Annotated in this window: 18 protein-coding genes; 4 read left to right on the top strand and 14 right to left on the bottom strand. The window is 64.9% G+C overall.

The features are described from left to right. Position 1 precedes the first annotated feature (1 nt). The 3 genes from PMI42_RS17805 to PMI42_RS17795 all read right to left on the bottom strand — a co-directional run bounded on the left by PMI42_RS17805 (position 2) and on the right by PMI42_RS17795 (position 2,848). Positions 2 to 1,324, bottom strand: a complete 1,323-nt coding sequence (locus PMI42_RS17805) for an MFS transporter (protein ID WP_008136575.1) — start codon at positions 1,322 to 1,324, stop codon at positions 2 to 4. A 32-nt stretch (positions 1,325 to 1,356) separates the two neighbouring features. Further along, positions 1,357 to 2,577, bottom strand: a complete 1,221-nt coding sequence (locus PMI42_RS17800; protein ID WP_008136574.1) for a cytochrome P450 — start codon at positions 2,575 to 2,577, stop codon at positions 1,357 to 1,359. 61 nt (positions 2,578 to 2,638) lie between these two features. Further along, on the bottom strand, positions 2,639 to 2,848 hold the full coding sequence (locus PMI42_RS17795) for a ferredoxin (RefSeq protein WP_007607931.1): 210 nt from the start codon (positions 2,846 to 2,848) through the stop codon (positions 2,639 to 2,641). Between the two features lie 155 nt (positions 2,849 to 3,003). Between PMI42_RS17795 and PMI42_RS17790 the strand changes: the two genes are divergently transcribed. Further along, positions 3,004 to 3,651 carry a TetR/AcrR family transcriptional regulator gene (locus PMI42_RS17790; protein ID WP_008136570.1) on the top strand — a complete coding sequence of 216 codons (648 nt, stop codon included), beginning with the start codon at positions 3,004 to 3,006 and terminating at the stop codon, positions 3,649 to 3,651. Here PMI42_RS17790 and PMI42_RS17785 read toward each other — a convergent pair. The 4 genes from PMI42_RS17785 to PMI42_RS17770 form a co-directional block, all read right to left on the bottom strand. Further along, positions 3,648 to 4,286 carry an aspartate/glutamate racemase family protein gene (locus tag PMI42_RS17785; protein WP_008136569.1) on the bottom strand — a complete coding sequence of 213 codons (639 nt, stop codon included), beginning with the start codon at positions 4,284 to 4,286 and terminating at the stop codon, positions 3,648 to 3,650. The two genes, PMI42_RS17790 and PMI42_RS17785, sit on opposite strands and share 4 nt — an antisense overlap. Positions 4,287 to 4,461: 175 nt before the next feature. After that, entirely contained in the window at positions 4,462 to 5,475 is a 1,014-nt protein-coding gene (locus PMI42_RS17780) for an amino acid ABC transporter substrate-binding protein (protein WP_008136568.1), read from the bottom strand. A 10-nt stretch (positions 5,476 to 5,485) separates the two neighbouring features. Beyond that, positions 5,486 to 6,835: an aspartate aminotransferase family protein gene (locus PMI42_RS17775; RefSeq protein ID WP_008136566.1), complete on the bottom strand. Its 1,350-nt coding sequence runs from the start codon at positions 6,833 to 6,835 to the stop codon at positions 5,486 to 5,488. 3 nt (positions 6,836 to 6,838) lie between these two features. Further along, a complete protein-coding gene (locus tag PMI42_RS17770) occupies positions 6,839 to 7,711 on the bottom strand; it encodes a MurR/RpiR family transcriptional regulator (RefSeq protein ID WP_008136565.1) in 873 nt (290 codons plus the stop codon). A gap of 87 nt (positions 7,712 to 7,798) precedes the next feature. On the opposite strand from PMI42_RS17770, the gene PMI42_RS17765 reads away from it, so the two are divergent. Together PMI42_RS17765 and PMI42_RS17760 are read left to right on the top strand one after the other, a co-directional pair. Beyond that, positions 7,799 to 8,983 (top strand): amino acid ABC transporter permease, encoded by a 1,185-nt coding sequence (locus PMI42_RS17765; RefSeq protein ID WP_008136563.1) that lies wholly within the window; start codon positions 7,799 to 7,801, stop codon positions 8,981 to 8,983. A 2-nt stretch (positions 8,984 to 8,985) separates the two neighbouring features. Next, positions 8,986 to 10,092: an amino acid ABC transporter permease gene (locus PMI42_RS17760; RefSeq protein WP_008136561.1), complete on the top strand. Its 1,107-nt coding sequence runs from the start codon at positions 8,986 to 8,988 to the stop codon at positions 10,090 to 10,092. 169 nt (positions 10,093 to 10,261) lie between these two features. On the opposite strand, the gene PMI42_RS17755 is transcribed toward PMI42_RS17760, so the two are convergent. Together PMI42_RS17755 and PMI42_RS17750 are read right to left on the bottom strand one after the other, a co-directional pair. Further along, the gene (locus tag PMI42_RS17755) at positions 10,262 to 11,680 is read right to left on the bottom strand and encodes an amidase (RefSeq protein ID WP_008136559.1); all 1,419 of its coding nucleotides are present in this window, start codon (positions 11,678 to 11,680) and stop codon (positions 10,262 to 10,264) included. A gap of 117 nt (positions 11,681 to 11,797) precedes the next feature. After that, positions 11,798 to 12,574, bottom strand: coding sequence for an SDR family oxidoreductase (locus PMI42_RS17750; protein ID WP_008136557.1), 777 nt, complete (start codon positions 12,572 to 12,574; stop codon positions 11,798 to 11,800). Between the two features lie 157 nt (positions 12,575 to 12,731). Between PMI42_RS17750 and PMI42_RS17745 the strand changes: the two genes are divergently transcribed. After that, positions 12,732 to 13,805: a tartrate dehydrogenase gene (locus PMI42_RS17745; protein ID WP_008136555.1), complete on the top strand. Its 1,074-nt coding sequence runs from the start codon at positions 12,732 to 12,734 to the stop codon at positions 13,803 to 13,805. Between the two features lie 130 nt (positions 13,806 to 13,935). Here PMI42_RS17745 and PMI42_RS17740 read toward each other — a convergent pair whose 3' ends face one another. The 5 genes from PMI42_RS17740 to PMI42_RS17720 all read right to left on the bottom strand — a co-directional run bounded on the left by PMI42_RS17740 (position 13,936) and on the right by PMI42_RS17720 (position 19,062). Continuing rightward, positions 13,936 to 14,577 (bottom strand): suppressor of fused domain protein, encoded by a 642-nt coding sequence (locus tag PMI42_RS17740; RefSeq protein WP_008136553.1) that lies wholly within the window; start codon positions 14,575 to 14,577, stop codon positions 13,936 to 13,938. Between the two features lie 168 nt (positions 14,578 to 14,745). Continuing rightward, the gene (locus PMI42_RS17735) at positions 14,746 to 15,819 is read right to left on the bottom strand and encodes a malate/lactate/ureidoglycolate dehydrogenase (RefSeq protein WP_008136550.1); all 1,074 of its coding nucleotides are present in this window, start codon (positions 15,817 to 15,819) and stop codon (positions 14,746 to 14,748) included. A gap of 118 nt (positions 15,820 to 15,937) precedes the next feature. After that, a complete protein-coding gene (locus tag PMI42_RS17730) occupies positions 15,938 to 16,849 on the bottom strand; it encodes an NAD(P)-dependent oxidoreductase (RefSeq protein WP_008136548.1) in 912 nt (303 codons plus the stop codon). Positions 16,850 to 16,861: 12 nt separating this feature from the next. Beyond that, positions 16,862 to 18,112 (bottom strand): Zn-dependent hydrolase, encoded by a 1,251-nt coding sequence (locus tag PMI42_RS17725; protein ID WP_008136546.1) that lies wholly within the window; start codon positions 18,110 to 18,112, stop codon positions 16,862 to 16,864. A 32-nt stretch (positions 18,113 to 18,144) separates the two neighbouring features. Continuing rightward, on the bottom strand, positions 18,145 to 19,062 hold the full coding sequence (locus PMI42_RS17720) for a LysR family transcriptional regulator (protein ID WP_008136544.1): 918 nt from the start codon (positions 19,060 to 19,062) through the stop codon (positions 18,145 to 18,147). Positions 19,063 to 19,265: the final 203 nt, after the last annotated feature.

Genomic DNA, 19,265 nt, shown 5'->3' with positions numbered 1-19,265 from the left:
GCTACTCGTGGCGGTGCATCGCGGAGGCGTGCTTGGTGTCGCGCATGGTGGAATAGATGATCAGCGACAGGAAGATAACACTGGCGAGATAGTAGTAGAACCACTCCTCGTGCCCGATGCTCTTGAAATAGAGCGCGATCGCCGGCGCGGTGCCGCCGAAGATCGAGACCGTGATGGCATAGGGCAGGCCGACGCCAAGGGCGCGGACATTGGTCGGGAACAGCTCGGCCTTCACCACCGCATTGATCGAGGTGTAGCCGGCGACGAACAGCCAGGCGCAGCAGATCAGGATGAAGGCCATGAACGGCGACTTGGTCTCCTTCAGCGTCATCAGCAGCGGAACTGTCGCGAGCGAGCCGGCGATACCGAAGAAGATCAGCAGCGGCTTGCGACCGATCTTGTCGGAGATCGCGCCGTAGATCGGCTGGAGGATGGTCGCGAAGATCAGCGTGCCGAAGATCACGAAAGTGGTCTGGTCCTCGGTCAGCCCGACCGAGAGTTTCACAAACGTCTGCATGTAGGTGGTGAAGGTGTAGAACGCGGCGGTACCGCCGGCCGTGAGGCCAACCACCAGCAGCAACTCGCGCGGATAGCGCAGCAGATTGGTGATCGAGCCGGTCGGTTTCACGACCTTCTTGGCTTCCTCGAACGCCTCGGTCTCGTGCAGGTTGCGACGCATCACCGCCGCAAAGATCGCGAGCGCCGCGCCGATCGCAAACGGGATGCGCCAGCCCCAGGCCTTCAGCTCCTCCGGCGTCAGGAAGACCTTTTGCAGGAGCAGCAGCACGATGATGGCGGTGAGCTGGCCGCCGATCAGGGTGACGTACTGAAAGCTCGAATAGAAGCCGCGGTGCTTGGGATCGGCCACTTCGCTTAAATAGGTGGCGCTGGCGCCATATTCGCCCCCGAGGCTGAGGCCCTCGATGACGCGGGCGAGCGCGAGGATCACCGGCGCGGCAAAGCCGATCGTGGCATAGGTCGGCGTCAGCGCGATGATCAGCGAGCCGAAGCACATGAAGACGACCGACAGCGTCAGCGAGATGCGCCGGCCGTAATGGTCGGCGATATAGCCGAACAGCCAGCCGCCCAGCGGGCGCATCAGGAAGGTCGCCGCGAACACCACGGCGACGTTCAGCTGCTGGACGACGGGGTCATTGCCGGGGAAGAACGCCGGGGCGAAGTAGAGCGCAAACGCCGTATAGGCGTAGAAGTCGTACCATTCGACGAGGTTGCCGATCGAGCCGATAAGGATCGCCTTGATCCGGCGCTCGGCGTCGGCAATGTCGATGTGGTCGGAGGCCGGTTTGGTTGCTTGCTCAGTCACGTCCGGCCTCTCCGTATCGCTGTTGGAAAGGCCTACATCGCCTTTCCGAACAGAAATGGCAACTGGCGGGGGCCTCTCACCGTGCCCTGCGACCAGGTCACGGTGCCTGCCGGATCGAGCCGGAAGTCCGGAATCCGCTTCAGCCATTCCTCCAGCGCAACCTGCATCTCCATCCGCGCCAGGTTGGAACCGACGCAGCGGTGGATGCCGAGGCCAAAGGCGGCGTGGCGATTCTCCCGGCGGTCGATCACGACTTTGTCAGCATCCGGAAACATTTTTGGATCGCGATTCGCCGCCGGGAAGGACAGCAACACCATGTTGCCCGCCTTGACCGGGCAGCCCGAGATCGTGGTTTCCTTGACCACCTCGCGGGCCATCGTCACCGGTGAATAGGCCCGCAGCAGCTCCTCCACCGCGTTCGGGATCAGCCCGGGCTCGGCGATCAGGCGCTCGCGGTCGGCGGGCGTCCGGGCGAGGTGCCAGAGCGAGGAGCCGATCGCGCTCCAGGTGGTGTCGATGCCGGCGATCAGCAGCAGGCGCAGCGAGCCCAGCACGTGAGACTCTTCCAGCGGCTGGCCTTCCTTGTCCCTGGCATTCATCAGATAGGAAATGAGATCGTCGGTCGGCTTCGATCTGCGCTCCTCGATATGCGTCCTGAAATAGGCGCTCATTTCCTGCACGGCCTGGAGCAGCTTGCTCTCGTCCTTGATGCCGAGCTCGAGGATCATATGGATCCAGTTGATGAAGAGATCGCTGTCAGACTCGGGAATGCCGAGCATGTGCGCGATGGCCTGAACCGGGATGTATTTGGCATAGCGCGCGGCCGCATCGACCTTGCCGTCGGCAATGAAGCCGTCGATCAGCTCGTTGCAGATCGCGCGCATCCGCGGCTCGAGCTTCTTCATCGCATCCGGCGTGAAGGGCGGCAGCAGCAATTGCTTGGCCGGCTTGTGCACGGGCGGATCGGAGGTGATTGGCGGCGCGGCGTTCCGGGCGACCTCGGGCCTGATATCGCGGACGATGATGCGGCGTGAGGAGAAATGCTCGGTGTCGTTGGCGATCTCGCGCACGGCCTCATAGGTGGTCGGCATGTAGCAGCCGAGGAAGCGTTTTGTGTGCACGACCGGGCTCGCGGAGCGCAGCTCCTCCCAGATCGAGAACGGATCCTCCGTCCACTGCGGATCGGTGTGGTCGAAATCGTTGACCCAGTCGGTGACGGGGGGATGGGCGACAGGCTGGCTGACGTCGGACATGGCAGGAGAATCCCTTAGGGCTCGTGTTCGCTGCAGGCACGTGGGGGCGGCAGAGGCCGCGCTACTCCTCGATCACATCGATCGCGATTTCCGGACAATTGGATTTGGCAAGCCAGGCCTTGTCTTCGAGGCCCGGCGGTACGGTGCCGTCGCCGGCTTCGTGGGCGTTGCCGTATTCGTCGAGCTCGAACAGCTCCGGCGCCAGCGCCTTGCAGCGCGCGTGGCCCTGGCACTTGTCGGGATCGACGTGAACCCTCAGTCGCTCTGTCATGGCGGCTTCCTCGGTCGTGTGCGCAAGGCCCGAAGGCCGGCGCGTTCCTCATGTCAATGTTATCAGCGGCATTTGCCGCCTATTCTAAGTTATATGCTATTACATTCGCGACAGGCTTCCCCTGTCAAGCGCAAACTTATAGGCTTGCCTTCAACATGCGTTCACAACTCGCCCGCAAGCCTGAAAACACCTACCATCATGGCGATCTCCGTGATGCCCTGATCAAGGCCGCGTTGCGCGAGGCGGAGCGGGGCGGTGCCGAGGCGATCAGCATCAAGGCGCTGGCAAAACAACTCGGCGTCTCGCAGCCGGCGCCGTATCGGCACTTTGCCGACCGTGATGCGCTGCTAACGGCGGTGACGGCGGAGGCGTTCCGGCAGCTCAGTGCAATTCTGCGCGAGGCGATGGCGAAGCCGTCGAAGCAATCAAAGCTGTCGCGGCTGGCGCAGGCGACGCTCGATTTCGGCCTGCGTCGCAACGGCATCTATCGCCTGATGTTCGCGTCCCGCACCGTGTCGTGCGCGGCCAAGGGCAGCGAGCTGCATGAGGCCACGCGCGAAACTTTCGGCCTTGTGATCGAAGCGTTGGAAGCGCCCGCGGTCGATTTCTTGCGCGAGCGGCAGGCGCTCAAGATCTGGGCGGCGCTGCACGGCGTCGTGATGCTGGCCGAGCAGGGCCTGTTCACCGGCGAAGCCGCGCATGCCACGCGTGAGGAGCTGGTCGAGGATTTTGTGAGCGAAACGAAGGCCGCGCTCGCTGCTGCAATCAAGGACGCGCGACGTCGGAAGAAGACCGGCGCCTAGACCTTCGCTTTCAGTAGCCTCATCAGCTTGTCGACTGCACTGTCCGGCGTGGTCACGACCGGGCGGCCGGTGGCCTCCACGACCAGCGGGGCTGTCGCTGCGATGCTGAACTGGGCGAGCGCAATGACGTGGCAATCGCGGAGGTCCTTTGACGCCTCGACGATCAGCCGGTCATGCGTGGCGCGGTCGCCGCGATCGAGCGCCGCGAGCGCGCCATCGGCAAGTTTTGGCACGACCTGGACCGAGGTGGGAAACTCAGGCGGCATCGAGGCCAGCGTCGGTGGAAAGGTGGAGAGCAGGCCGATCCGCTTGCCCATGGTCACGGCCTGCTCGATCATGGCTTCGTTCGGCTTCAGCACCGGCATCGGCGCATGCGCGCGCGCCACCGCCTCGATACAGGGGCCGAAAGCCGAGCAGGTGAACAGGATTCCGTTCGCTCCCGTGGCGGCTGCATAGTCGCCCAGCGCGAGGAAGCGCGCGGTCATGGCGTCGTTGAGCGCGCCGTCTCGGGCCAGGTCCGCCGACAGGCTGTCGTCGAGCAGATTCATCAGCCGCGCCTCCGGCCACGCCTTCGCGAACGCCGCCTCGATCGGGGCGATGGAGTGCTTGAGGGCGTGGATCAGGGCGATGCGCATGGGATTCGGTAGCTGCTTCTTCTCCCTCTCCCCGCTTGCGGGGAGAGGGTTGGGGTGAGGGGGCGTTTCCACGATGACGGTGAGAGTGAGACTCGCGGAGAGTCCCCCTCACCCGGATCACATCTTCGATGCGATCCGACCTCTCCCCGCGAGCGGGGAGAGGTGAAAGCACCGTTTACTTGAACGGCACCGCGTACATCAAGCCGCCCTTGCTCCAGAGGCCGTTGAGGCCACGATCGAGCTTGAGCGGGCTGGCCTTGCCGACATTGCGTTCGTAGATCTCGCCGTAATTGCCGGTGGCCTTGATCGCCGTGACCAGCCATTTGTTGTCGAGCCCGAGCCGCGAGCCGAGATCGCCGGAGGCACCGAGCAGGCGCTGGATCGCGGGCGTCTGCGACTTCGCCATCTCCTCGACATTGGCTTGCGTCACGCCGAGCTCCTCGGCCTCGATCAGGCCGTAATGCAGCCAGGTGATGATGTCGCTCCAGACCTCGTCGCCGTTGCGGGTGAAGGGCCCCAGCGGCTCCTTGCTGATGGTCTGCGGCAGCACGACGTAATCGGCCGGGTTCGGTGCAGCCGTGGTGACGGCCCCGGCGAGCGCGGAGGCGTCCTGGGTCATGGCATCGCAGCGGCCGCCGAAGAAGGTCTGGTACATGGTGTCGACGCGGTCGAACACCAGCGGCTTCCAGTCGATGCCGTTGGCGCGGCCGTAATCGCCGAGCGTGACCTCATGCGTGGTGCCCTGCGCGACGCAGACGGTGGCGCCCTTGAGATCCTTGATCTCCTTCACGCCGAGGTCTTTCTTCACCACAAAGCCCTGGCCGTCGTAGAAGTTGACCGGACCCTGGCGGAGACCCAGCGTGACGCCGCGCAGATAAGTCTGCGTCGAGTTGCGGTAGAGCACGTCGATCTCGCCCGATTGCAGCGCGGTGAAGCGGTTCTGCGCGGTCAGGGAGACGTACTTTACTTTCGTCGCATCGCCGAGCACGCCGGCGGCAAGCGCGCGGCAATAATCGACGTCGAGGCCCTTGTAATTGCCTTGCGAGTCCGGGGCCGAGAACCCGGCAAAGCCGGCGCTGACGCCGCACACCAGTATGCCGCGGCTCTTCACCGTGTCGAGCGTCGCCGCCGAAGCCGCAACCGTCGATGCTGCGAGCACGCTCGCCGCGATAACCACTTTCCTCATCATGCTACTCCCCTCAGTGATTGACACTACGCAACACATTGTCGACGGCCGCGCCGAGCCTGTCGACGATCAGGTCGATCTCGTCCGCCGAAGCGATATAGGGCGGCGCCAGCAGCACGTGGTCGCCGCGGACGCCGTCCACGGTGCCGCCGCCGGGATAGCAGCCGAGCCCGTTGGCGAACGCCTCCGCCTTGATCTTCTGACTGAGCTTGAGCGTCGGATCGAACGAGGTGCGGCTGGCGCGATCGGCGACCAGCTCGATCGCCCAGAACAGGCCGCGGCCCCTGATATCGCCGACATGGCGGTGATTGCCGAACCGTTCGGTCAGCCGCTGCTCGAGCTGCTTGCCCCGCTGCTTCACTTGCTCAAGCAGGTTGTCGTCGCGGATCACGTCCTGCACCGCGAGCGCGGCCGCGCAGGCGAGGGGATGCGCGAGATAGGTGTGGCCGTGCTGGAACGCGCCGGAGCCTGAGCGGATGGTGTCGATGATCTTGCCGCTCGCGAGCATCGCACCGATCGGCTGATAGCCGCCACCGAGTCCCTTTGCGATCGCCTGGATGTCCGGCGCGACGCCTTCCTGCTCCCAGGCATGCGTGGTGCCGGTCCGGCCCATGCCGCACATGACTTCATCGAGGATCAGCAGCGCACCATGCCGGTCGCAGATTTCGCGCACGGCCTTGAAATAGCCGTCAGGCGCCGTCACCGCGCCGGCGGTAGCGCCGACCACGGGCTCTGCGAGAAATGCCGCGACTGTGCTCGGACCGAGCCGCTGAAATTCAGCTTCGAGCTCAACCGCCAGCCGCGCCACGAATTGCGTATCCGACTCGCCCTCGTGCTTCTCGTGATAGGCAAAGGCCGGCGTTACATGGCTGAAGGCGGCCGAGAGCAGCGGCGCGTAGGGCGCGCGGCGCCAGGCGTTGCCGCCGGCCGCCAGCGCGCCAAGCGTGTTGCCGTGATAGCTCTGCCGCCGGGCGATGAAATGCTGCCGCTGCGGCTCGCCGCGCTCGATGAAATATTGCCGTGCCAGCTTGATACTGGCCTCGATCGCTTCCGATCCGCCGCTGACGAAATAGGCGTAGGCGAGACCGCCGGGCTCGTGCCCGACCAGCCGCTCGGCCAGCGCTTCGGCGGGCTCTGACGAGAAGAAGGCGGTGTGCGCATAGGCCAGCGTCGAAGCCTGCTTGGCCATCGCCGCGATCACGCGCGGATGCTGGTGGCCGAGGCAGGAGACCGCTGCCCCGCCCGACGCGTCGATGATGCGCCGTCCGTCCTCGGCGAAGAGATAGACGCCTTCGCCGCCGATCGCCTTGGGCGGCGTCTCGCGCAACGAACGGTGCAGCACGCGGCTGGTGCGGGTGCTCATGGGTCAACCTTTCTCCGGGACGTAAGTGGAGGCCGCGGCAAGCCGCGCCTCGGTATTTTCCAGGCGCTTCTTCGCGGCCGCGCCGCCGAGCGAGAACGTCACCGCCGCGAGCGACTGCGCGATCGCGATGGCGCCGGTGAGACTCGGGAAGAAGCCGGGGGAAGAGGCGGCTTCGAACAGCAGCGCGTGGTCGGCGCCCTCGGCCATTGGCGCGGCCACGCTGTCGGCGATCGCAATCAGCTTCGCGCCCGCGCGATAGGCGGCCTGCGCGACCCGGACGCTGGCATGCGTGTAGGGCAGGAAGCCAATGACGATGACGGCTTCGCCGGGGCGGAACGCGCCGAGGTCGAGATCGTCGGGGCCGGACGCGCCGACGAGCTGCACCTGTTCGGGACGGAACAGTCGGAGCTCGTAGTTCAGAAGTTCCGCGACGCTCCGGCAACTGCGATAGCCGGTGATCCAGATCCGCTTGGCCTCGTGCAGCGTGCGGGCTGCGTCCGCGATCGCGTGGGTGGAGATGCGCGGCAGGCCCGCAGCTTCGGCCTCAAGCTTGTCGGTGATGAGCGCGACATCGGCGTCGGGGCCGTGGCGGCGGCTCTTGGCGCGGCCGGAGAAGGGCGAGGTCTGCGATGGCCGCCGCGCTTCGGTCAGCGCCGCACGCAATTCGTCCCAGCCGGAATAGCCAATGGCTTTTGCAAGTCGCGTGAACGCGGCTGGATCGGCGCCGGCAACAGCCGCGAGATCGCGCATCGAACGGGTGGTGGCGTCGTAATCATTGGCCGCGACGAAGCGCCCGACCTCCTGCAAGCGCATCGGGAGCGATGGCAACGCAATGCGCAGTTCATTCAGCGGCGAGGATTTCGCGGGCTCGGCCATGAAACATTTGTTGCACGAACTATGGTTTGGTGCAACAGTTGACGTGCGCTGCCGGAAATCGCTGCATTTGAGAAGGATTTTTGCGCCGTGACTGCCGATCACCCCAGACCGCCGCCGCGCCGCCGCTTCCTTGCGCTCGGGCCCAACGAATTGAAGGGCCTGGTCTGGCAGGTGCTGGTGGTCGGCATTGCGCTCGCGGTGATCGCCTTCCTCTGGTCCAACACCGTCACCAATCTCTCGGCCCGCCGCATCACCACAGGCTTTGCCTTCCTCGGCCGCGAGGCCGGCATGCCGATCGCCGACAGTCTGCTGGCCTACAGTCCGAGAGACAGCTACCTCTGGGCGTTCGTCGTCGGCATTGCCAACACGCTGCGGGTCGCCGTGATCGGCATCGTGCTCGCGACGATTCTGGGCACGTTGATCGGCATTTCGCGGCTGTCGGCCAACTGGCTGCTGTCGCGGCTCGCGGCGGTCTATGTCGAAACGCTCCGCGACATTCCGCTGCTGCTCCAGCTCCTGTTCTGGTACGTGCTGATGCAGACGCTGCCGGCCGCACGCGCGGCGTTCAGGCCGGTCGAGGGTGTGTTCCTCTCCAATCGCGGCCTGATCCTTCCGGCGATCCCGATTGCAGCGCCACAACTCTGGGTTCTCGGCACTGCCGTACTGGGGCTTGCCGCATTCGTTCTGATCCGGCGATGGCTGATCGCGCAGCAGATGCGAGACGGCAAGCCGCGGCCGGCCTGGCCGTTTGCAATCGGCCTCGTTCTCGCGCTGCCGACGGCGGTGTCCGTGGCGCTTGGCGTGCCCTGGACGATCGAATGGCCGGAATTGCGCGGCTTCAACTTCGTCGGCGGGTTGACGCTCGCACCCGAGTATTTCGCGCTGCTGATCGCGCTCGTCACCTACACCTCGGCCTTCATCGCCGAGATCGTGCGCAGCGGCATCCAGTCCGTGCCGCGCGGGCAGTGGGATGCCGCCAATGCGCTCGGCCTGCGCCGCAGCTTCATGCTGCGGCAGATCATCCTGCCGCAGGCGCTGCGCGTGATCGTGCCGCCGATGACGAGCCAGTATCTCAATCTGACCAAGAACTCCTCGCTCGCGGTCGCGATCGGCTACCAGGACGTGGTCTCGGTCGCCAACACCACGCTGAACCAGACCGGGCAGGCGATCGAGGCGATCGCGCTGATCATGGCGGTGTTTTTAACCATCAGCCTTGGCATCAGTTTCTTCATGAACTGGTATAATTCGCGCATCGCGCTGGTGGAGCGCTGAGCATGACTGTGATCGCCGACATCCCGGACGCGCCGCGCGCCGCTCGCCGTCCGCAGATGGGAAATCCGGTACTGTACTGGCTCCGAACCAATCTGTTCTCGTCGATCCCCAACGGCATTCTGTCGGTCGTGCTGCTGGCGATCCTCGCCAAGGGCATCTTCAGCTTCGTGCAATGGGGCATCGCAAATGCCGTATGGCTGACGCCGGCAAACGACTCCAGCGCCTGCCGTGCCGTGCGCGGCCTCGGCGCCTGCTGGGCGATCATCCCGGAAAAATATCGCTTCATCCTGTTCGGCACCTATCCGTTCGACGAGCAGTGGCGGCCGGCGCTGTCGGTGGTGCTGTTCATCGCGCTGTTCTGTCTCTCCAGCCGCCGTGCCCTGTGGCGGCGCGAGCTGGTCTATCTCTGGATCGCGGCGCTTGCGCTGATCAGCGTGCTGATGTGGGGCGGCGTGTTCGGGCTCTCCTTCGTCTCGCAGGACCGCTGGGGCGGATTGCCGGTGACGCTAATCCTGGCGACGTTCGGCCTTGCATTTGGCTTCCCGCTCGGCATCCTCGTTGCGCTCGGCCGGCGTTCAAAACTGCCGGCGATCCGTTCGCTCAGCGTGCTCTATGTCGAGCTGATCCGCGGCGTGCCGCTGGTGAGCCTGCTGTTCATGGCGAGCGTGATGTTTCCGCTGTTCATGCCCAGTGGATTCAACATCGACAAGCTGCTGCGTGCCCAGGTCGCGATCATCCTGTTTGCGGGCGCCTATCTTGCCGAAGTCATTCGCGGCGGCCTCCAGGCCGTGCCGCGCGGGCAATATGAGGCTGCCGATGCGCTCGGTCTGTCCTATTGGCGCAAGCACCGGCTGATCGTCCTGCCGCAGGCGATCCGCCACGTCATCCCGCCGCTGGTCAACACCTTCATCGCATTCTTCAAGGACACCAGCCTCGTACTGATCATCGGCATCTTCGACCTGCTGACGACGGCCAAGACCGCGATCATCGATCCGGCCTGGCAGCAGTTTTCGGTCGAGGTCTACATCTTCGTTGCCGCGATCTACTTTGTCTTTTGTTTTGCGATGTCGCGCTACAGCCGTGGCCTGGAGGCGTCGAGCGGAAGGTGATGTTTCTTAACCTCTCCCCGCTTGCGGGGAGAGGTCGAATTCGATCGCAGATCGAATTCGGGTGAGGGGGCACAGGTTCGTCGGCATTCTCACGCGCGGAGAGAGGCCCCTCACCCCAACCCTCTCCCCGCAAGAGCGGGGCGAGGGAGCCTACCGCGTGTGCGACGTGCTATTTCTTCACCTTCGGATCGATCGGCGTATTGCCGCGCAAGCCCAGAATATCTTCCAGCACCTTTGCGCCGGCGATCACCTGCGCATCCGCGCGCGGGGCGCCGACCACTTGCACGCCGACCGGCAGGCCTGACGCCGTGAAGCCGCAGGGCAGCGAGAGCGCAGGGCAGCAGGCGAGCGTGATGGCGTAGACGATGCCGAGCCACTCGACGTAATTGTCGAACCGCTTGCCGGCGCATTCGGCGACGTAGCGGTGCTCGATCGGGAAGGGCGGCACGATCGTGGTCGGCACCAGCAGCAGATCGTAGCTCCTGAAGAACTCGATCGCACGGGCGGTCATGCCGACGCGCTGCGCCTCGGCGCGCGCGAGCTGCTCGACGGTGAGCTTCAGGCCCTCCTCGATGTTCCAGATCACTTCGGGCTTGAGCAGGTCGCGCTTGGTCCGCAGCAGGTTGGCCTTGGTGATCGCGAAATCGAACGCGCGCAGCACGTGGAAGCATTCATGCGCCTCGCGCCAGTCCGGATGCGCCTCCTCGACGATGGCGCCGGCTTCCGCGAAGCGCTCGGCGGCCTTGCGCGTGATTGCCTTGACCTCGGGGTCGACGGGGGTAATGCCGAGGTCGGGCGAGTAGGCGATGCGCTTCGGCTTCCTGCTCGACTGTGCTGCCGACAGGAACGAGGTCGCAGGCGCCGGCAGCGACAGCGGGTCGTCCGCATAGTCGCCGCTCATGGCATCCAGCAGCAGCGCGAGATCCTCGACGTTGCGCGCCATCGGCCCGACCACGCCGAGATTGCGATCGATGCCCGACTTGGGCGTGTGCGCGACGCGTCCGATGCTCGGGCGCATGCCAACGACGCCGCAGAAAGCCGCGGGGCTGCGCAGGGAGCCGCCCATGTCGGAGCCCTGGGCGAGCCAGGCCATGCCGGTCGCCAGGGCCACCGCCGCTCCACCGGACGAGCCGGCCGCCGACTTGGTCGTATCCCAGGGATTGAGGGTTGCGCCGAACACCTCGTTGAAGGTGTTGGCGCCGGCGCCGAACTCCGGCGTGTTGGATTTGGCGTAGACGACCGCACCGTTGGCTTCGAGGTTCTCGACCATGAGGTCGGATTTTGCCGGAATGTTGTCCTTGTAGATTGGCGATCCCTGCGTGTTCAAGACGCCGGCAACCTCGGTGAGATCCTTGATCGGCACCGGCAACCCTGCGAGCAACCCGCGCGCGCCCGCCGGCTTCTGCATCAGCGCCTTTGCATTGGTCCGCGCGCGATCGAAGCACAGCGTCGGCAGCGCGTTGACCTTGCCGTCGACCTCACTGACGCGCTTCTCCACCACGTCCAGCAGTTCGAGCGGCGAGACGTCGCCGGAGCGCAGCTTGTCGACGACGGCGCAGGCGGTTTCGCGGATCAGGTCTTGAGACAACTAGTTTACTCCTGTGCTTATTCAATCGTCATTGCGAGCGCAGCGAAGCAATCCAGACTGCCAGAGCGGATGCATTCCTGGATTGCTTCGCTGCGCTCGCAATGACGCGGATAGATTCTAACCCCAGCCGGCGCTGATACCGCCGTCCACCGTGTAGATCACACCCGAGGTATATCCGGCGCGATCCGACGCCAGGAACGCCATGAGGTCGCCGATCTCGCGCGCATGCGCGGGGCGGCCGAGCGGCAGACTTTTCTGGAATTCCTTGTAACGGCTCTCGTCGCCGAACTGGTGCTTTGCGCGGGTCTTGAGCAGCGTAACGTGACGGTCCGTGCCGACAGGGCCGGGATTGATGCCCACCACGCGGATGTTGTCCGCGAGGCTCTTGCCCCCGAGCGCGCGGGTGAAGGCCATCAGCGCGGCATTGCCGGCGCTGCCGCAGATGTAGTTGGCGTCGAACTTCTCGCCGGCCGCGCCGATGTCGTTGACGATCACGCCGCCGCCCTTGGCCTTCATCTGCGCATAGATCTGCCGCGTCAGGTTGATGTAGCCGAACACCTTCAACTCCCAGGCGTGGCGCCAGGTCGCCTCGTCGATCTTGTCGATGGAGCCGCCGGGGATGTCGCCGGCATTGTTGACGAGCACGTCGACGTCGGCGGCCTCCTTGGCCAGCCGCGCGATGTCGTCGGCCTTGCGCAGGTCCACGATGCTCGTGGCGGCATCGATCTGGTGCGCGGAGCGCAGGCGATCGGCCAGAGCCTTGAGCTGGTCGCCGCTGCGGGCCGCCAGCAGCAGATGTGCGCCTTCCTCGGCAAACGCCTCGGCGGCAGCTGCGCCAATGCCCTTGGACGCGCCCGTGATCAGGACGCGCTTGCCACGCAGATGCAGATCCATGAGGGGTACTCGCTCGGTGGGAACAGGATCAAACCAGTAGGCGCTTGGCCGCGCCATGGTCAACATTGCAGTGCAGCGTTGCACTGCCGCCGAGTTTGGTTCATTGCAGTGCGGTCAAAAAAGACGGCGGCTGCCGGACCAACCAAGGACGTTCTCGATGAGCAAGAAACAATACCGGATCGCGGTCATTCCCGGCGACGGCATCGGCAAGGAAGTGATGCCCGAGGGCCTGCGCGTTTTGGAGGCAGCGGCCAAGAAGCACGGCGTGTCCCTGCATTTCGACCATTTCGACTTCTCGTCCTGGGACTATTACGAGAAGCACGGCCAGATGATGCCGGACGATTGGAAGGAAAAGATCGGCAAGCATGACGCGATCTATTTCGGCGCGGTCGGCTGGCCGGCCAAGATTCCGGATCACGTCTCGCTGTGGGGCTCGCTGATCAAATTCCGCCGCGAGTTCGACCAGTATGTGAATTTGCGCCCGGTGCGCCTGATGCCCGGCGTGCCGTCGCCGCTGGCGGGCCGCAAGCCCGGCGACATCGATTTCTGGGTGGTGCGCGAGAACACCGAAGGCGAGTATTCTTCCGTCGGCGGTCGCATGTTCCCCGACACCGACCGCGAGTTCGTGACGCAGCAGACGGTGATGACCCGCGTGGGCGTCGACCGCATCCTGAAGTTCGCCTTCGAGCTCGCGCAGTCGCGGCCGAAGAAGCATTTGACCTCGGCGACCAAGTCCAACGGCATCTCCATCACCATGCCCTATTGGGACGAGCGCGTGGAGGCGATGGCCAAGAAATTCCCGGGCGTGAAGTGGGACAAGTACCACATCGACATTCTCACCGCGAATTTCGTGCTGCACCCGGACTGGTTCGACGTCGTGGTCGGCTCCAATTTGTTCGGCGACATCCTCTCCGATCTCGGCCCGGCCTGCACCGGCACGATCGGCATCGCGCCGTCGGGCAACATCAATCCCGAGGGCGATTTCCCGTCGGTGTTCGAGCCGGTGCACGGCTCGGCGCCTGACATCGCGGGGCAGGGCATTGCGAACCCGATCGGCGCGATCTGGTCGGGCGCGATGATGCTCGATCATCTCGGCGAGAAGGTCGCCGGCAAATCGATCGTCGAGGCGATCGAGCGCACGCTGGCCGAGCGGACATTGCGCACCAAGGATCTCGGCGGCAATGCCGACACGACGGCCTGCGGCAAGGCAGTCGCGGATATGGTGGATTGAGGGAACGAGCTGCGTAGGGTGGGTTAGCCTTGCGGCCACGCGAAGCGTGGTCCGCTGGGCGTAACCAACCTCTTTTGTTTGCGCGGATACGAACAGTGGTGGGTTACGCTTCGCTAACCCACCCTACAGCTCAAACATACGACTTCCGCGTCGGATCGAAGATCGGCGGGTAGTCGTTCTCGTCGAGCAGATCGAGAAACGGATCGAGCCCCCTGGACTTGATGAGCCCGAGCTCCTGATCCGAGATCAGGTTCACGGTCAGGATCTCGACGGGATCGCCCGCGATCTCCAGCGCCTCGGCGATCTGCTTATCGGGGCCGATGACCGGTGTGAGCAACAGGAACGTCTGGAAGTCCGTTCCCGCAACCGGCGGCCACGGCAGCGCGACGCGATGGCCGAAGCCGAGCCAGGTCGTGTCGATGAACGGCAGATTGGCCAGCCAGCGCAGATTGGCGCAAACCTCCTCTGTCGGTTCGCGAACATACCACATCAGTTCGGCGCGCGGCTTGGCGTCCCCACGCACGCCCGGCATCCGCTGCTCGCTCATGCCGTTGGTCAGAAGCACGTAGCCTTCGTCAGAGCCCTCCTGGCACACCGGCACGAAGTCGCGGCCAAAGGCGTGGAGGTCGATGCGGCGCTCCGCGATGTCGGTGAAGCTGTGCTCGGGCTCGCCAAGCTCGCTTTCATAGGTCGCGAGCCGTTGCCGGTAGAGATCGGCCGCGGCTGACGGCCTGCTTGAGCCGGACATGAGCTTTGCGAGACGGGAGAGCATGCGAACCTCGGGGACGGATGTGAGCCGGGATATCCGCGTTGTCGCAAGACGACGCGGGCCGGTTCAAATTCGCTCAAAAGGCGCGGCGACTCTTCGTCGCTGTCCAGCCTCATATGCGCGATCGTCCATGAGGTCGGAGCCCGACGGAGAGCCGCGCTTCGCTCCCGGTCAGCCCGCGATCTTCTCGATCGCCGCCTGATCCAGCCCGAACTTCTTCCCGGCCTCCAGAATCTCCTGCCAGGTGGTCGGATCGACCGGGATGCCTTCGGCCAACCGCTTCTTCTTGGTCTCGCGCTCGGGTTCGCCGGCGATCTTCACCTTGTCGACGCCGGGAGCGGGCGGTGAGCCCGTGTGCCAGGCAACAAAGCTCTCGACCTCGCTTGCAAGGTTCTCGCCGGTGCCGAGCTTGTTCGGGTCGATGACGATCGAGAGCATGCCGTTGAGGACGTTGTACTTGCCGTCGGACGGACCCTTGACCGCCTGGCCGCCGGAGAGCGCGCCGCCGAGGATTTCGCACACCAGCGCGAGGCCCGAGCCCTTGTGCTCGCCGAACGGCAGGATGGCGCCGTGCGGCGGGATCACGGTGTAGCGCGGGTTGGTGGTCGGCTTGCCTTCATTGTCGATGATGGTGCCGGGCTCGAGCTCGACGCCCTTGTTGTGGGCGACGCGGGTCTTGCCCTGCGCGATCCTGCTGGTGGCGAAGTCGAGCACGATCGGGTCCTTGCCCCGGCGCGGGATGCCGACGCAGAACGGGTTGGTGCCGTGGCGGGCATCGCTGCCGCCCCAGGGCGCCACGATCGGGCGCGAGATCACGTTGACGAAATGGATCGACACCAGCCCGTGGTCGATGCACTGCTCGGCCCAGTGGCCGATGCGGCCGATATGGTGCGAGTTGGAAAGGCCGACGAGGCACACGCCGTTTTGCTTGGCGCGCTCTGCGGCCAGCTCCATCGCCTCATGGCCGATCACCTGGCCGTAGCCGGTGAGGCCGTCGAGGGTGAGAAGCGGGCCGGTGTCGAGCACGGTCTTGACATGCGCGTTCACGGCGAGGCCGCCGTTGACGACGCTCGAGACATAGCGCGGGATCATGCCGACGCCGTGCGAGTCATGTCCCTTGAGGTTGGCCTCGACGAGATTGGTTGAGACGAGTTCGGCCTCGCGGTCCGAGGAGCCGCCGGCCTTGACGATGGCGCGGATGGCGTTGGTGAGCGGTTCTGCCTTGATGGTGCGATAGTCGGCCATTGTTGTTGCTCTTATCCTTTTACGATCCGGCGGGTTTGCGCAAGGTGGGTTAGCCGAAGGCGTAACCCACCACGTGTAGGGCCACAGAAAGAGGTAGGTTACGCTTCGCTAACCTACCCTACGATTTCACGATCCGGCGGCAGTGCTCCCACGCCGCTTCAATCAGGTTTTCGCTCGCTTCCGGCGTGCGGAAGGCCGAGTGGGCCGACAACGTCACGTTCGGCAGTTTTGTCAGCGGATGGTCCGCGGGCAGGGGCTCGATGTTGAAGACGTCGAGCCCGGCATGGCGGATGTGGCCCGACTTCAGCGCGTCGATCATAGCGGCCTCGTCGATGACAGCGGCGCGCGCGGTGTTGATGAGGATGACACCGGGCTTCATCGCAAAAATCTTCTCGCGCGTGATCATGCCGCGCGTTTCGTCGTTGAGCAGCAGATGCAGCGACACGACGTCGCTGTTCGCCAGAACCGTGTCGAGATCGGCGAACTCGACGCCCGGAAAACTCTTCGGCGAGCGGTTCCAGGCGATCACCTTCATGCCGCTGCCGGATGCAATGCGAGCGACCTCGGCGGCGATGCCGCCGAAGCCGATCAGGCCGAGCGTCTTGCCGGTGAGCTGCATGCCGTCCTCGCGCAGCCAGTTGCCGGCGCGCATCTCGCGGTCCATCATCGCGATGACGCGGGCCGAGGCCCACATCAGCGCGATCGCGGATTCAGCGACGGCCGTGTCGCCATATCCCTTGATCAGATGCACGGAGATGCCGAGCTCGGCGAGCTCCTCCGGATTCATGTAGCTGCGCGCGCCGGTGCCGAGGAACACGACGTGCCTGAGCCCCGCGCATTGCTTCGCGACCCCGGTCGGCAGCGCGGTGTGATCGACGATTGCGATCTCGGCGCCATCAAGAATTTCGGGATATTGCTCGGGCTTGATATCCGGATTCCTGTGAATCCGTATCTTGGGGTCGCCTGATATCTCCAGGCGCTCCATGATCACGGCGAGGGCTTCGTTGGCGTCGACGAAAACTCCGCGCATGGTTCCCTCCGGTCAGGATGCCACGCCGGCGATTGCCAGGACGGTGTGCAGGAGAACGTTGGTGCCCGCGGCGCAGTCGGGCTGCGTGGCGTCCTCGAGCTCGTTGTGGCTGATGCCGTCCTTGCAGGGCACGAACACCATCGCCGCCGGCATGACGGTATTGAGGTTGCAGGCATCGTGGCCGGCGCCGGAGGTGATGCGGCGCGAGGAGTAGCCGAGCGTCTTTGCCGCGTTTTCGACCGCGGCAATCAGCTTCGGATCGAAATGCGTCGGCGGCTTGCGCCAGACCAGGTCGATCTTGACGTCGACCTTGCGGCGCGCGGCGATCTCGGCAATGGCGGCACGCAGGTCGCGGTCGAGCGCATCCATGATGGCGCCGTCCGCGCTGCGGCAATCCATGGTGAACGCGATCTCGCCGGGAATGACGTTGCGCGATGGGTTGGCGATGACGGCCTCGCCGATGGTGCCGACCGCCTTCGGTCCGTGCTTCTTCGCGATGGCTTCCATCGCCAGAACGATCTCGGAGAGTGTGGCCAGCGCATCGCGCCGCAGCGGCATCGGGGTCGATCCGGCATGGCTCTCGAAGCCGGAGATCTTGCCGTCGTACCAGAGCACGCCCTGGCCGGAATCGACCACGCCGATGGTCTTGCCTTCGGCTTCCAAAATCGGACCTTGCTCGATGTGCAGCTCGACGAAGCAGCCGAGCTTCTGGAAGCCGACCGGCTTGTCGCCGCGATAGCCGATGCTGTCGAGCGCCTGGCCGACGGTGGTGCCGTCGATGTCCTTGCGCGAGAGGATGTCGTCGGTGGTGAAGTCGCCGACATAAGCGGCGGACGCCATCATCGCCGGAGCGAAACGCGAGCCTTCCTCGTTGGTCCAGTTGACGACGCAGATCGGCGCGTCGGTCTCGATGCCGGCGTCGTTCAGCGTGCGCATCACTTCGAGCGCGCCGAGCGTTCCCAGAATGCCGTCATACTTGCCGCCGGTCGGCTGGGTGTCGAGATGCGAGCCGATGCCGACGGGCAGCTTCGACATGTCGCGGCCCTTGCGCAGACCGAACTGCGAGCCGAGTGCGTCAGTGTGCACCTCGAGGCCTGCGTCCTCGCAGGCCTTGCGGAACCAGTCGCGCACCTGCTTGTCTTCGCTGCTCAGCGTCAGCCGCCGCACGCCGCCCTTGGCCGTTCCGCCGAATTGCGCGGTCTCGTGGATGGAGCCCCAGAGGCGGGCAGAATCGATTTGCAGGTTCGTGGCGGCTCGGCTCATGCGGTCGGTCTCTCGATTGTCCGGCGCCTGTTTCAATGACGCGCCAGCGCGGGCGCGTCAACAGTAACGCTGCTCTGCGCAATCTGACAGGCAAGCTGGGCGACGCGCTCCACCGCCACCACGTCGGGCGAGGCGAGCCAGCTTGCCGTGAATGTCAGCGGCGCGATCGCAAGATCGGTGTCGAGCAGTTGCAGTCGCCCGTCGGCGAGCTCGTTCTCGACGATGGCGTCGGGGATCACCGCGATGCCGAGGCCTTCGACGGCCATGTGGATGACGGTTGCAAGCGATGCAGAGGCATGCAGCCGGATCGGCGGCAGCTCCGGCCGGTCGAACACCTCGCGCACGACCTCGTAAGGCTTGGTCTTGCGCGGGAAGGTGATGATCGGAAAGCGCGCGAGCTCCGCCGGCGTCACGGGTCCCTTGCCGAGGCCGAGCGAGGGGCTGGCGAGAAAGCCGATCGGGTAATCGGCGAGCACGCGATTGTGCACGCCGGAGGCCGACAGCGGCCCGACGACAAAGGCAAGCTCGATCTCCTGCGCGAGCAGGCGCGCGGTGAGGTTCGGCGTGATGTCGACCTCGATCTCCAGCGACAGGTTCGGATAGAGCTCGTTCACGCTCTTGACGAGGCGCGGCAGCCAGGTGTGCACGATGGTCTCGGCGACGCCGAGCCGCATCACGCCGCGCATCGCGGAACGGTCGCCGATCTCGGCCATCATCTGCGCGCGCAGGCCAATCAGCTTCTCCGCATAGACCATCATCTGCCGGCCGCTCGGCGTCGGCGAGGCCACGCGATGATCGCGATTCAGGAGCTTTACGCCCATCTCGCGCTCGAGCTGGGCGATGCGCTGGGAGATCGCCGGCTGGGTCGTATTGAGCCTTGCTGCGGCGCCGCGAAAGCTGCCGAGCTTCACAACCCAGAGGAATGTCTCGATCGACCTGAAGTCCAGCATGGGGGCGATTTTCCCGATCGATAAATTATATTTATCGAGATTGATTAGAAACGAAGATTAGACTTTATAGCACGCTTGGTGTTGGCTTGTCTTTGTCGAGTTTATAGGCAGGTCGATCACATGACTGTTTTGGTGGCAGCGCAGCAAACTGAAACATCCGGCACCCTCCCGAGCCGTCAGGCGCGGCTGGCCTATCGTGGCGG

The organism is Bradyrhizobium sp. YR681 (genome assembly GCF_000282615.1).
Classification (GTDB): domain Bacteria; phylum Pseudomonadota; class Alphaproteobacteria; order Rhizobiales; family Xanthobacteraceae; genus Bradyrhizobium.
The sequence above is the reverse complement of the archived record's forward strand: the minus strand, read 5'-3'. Positions and strand labels throughout refer to the sequence as shown.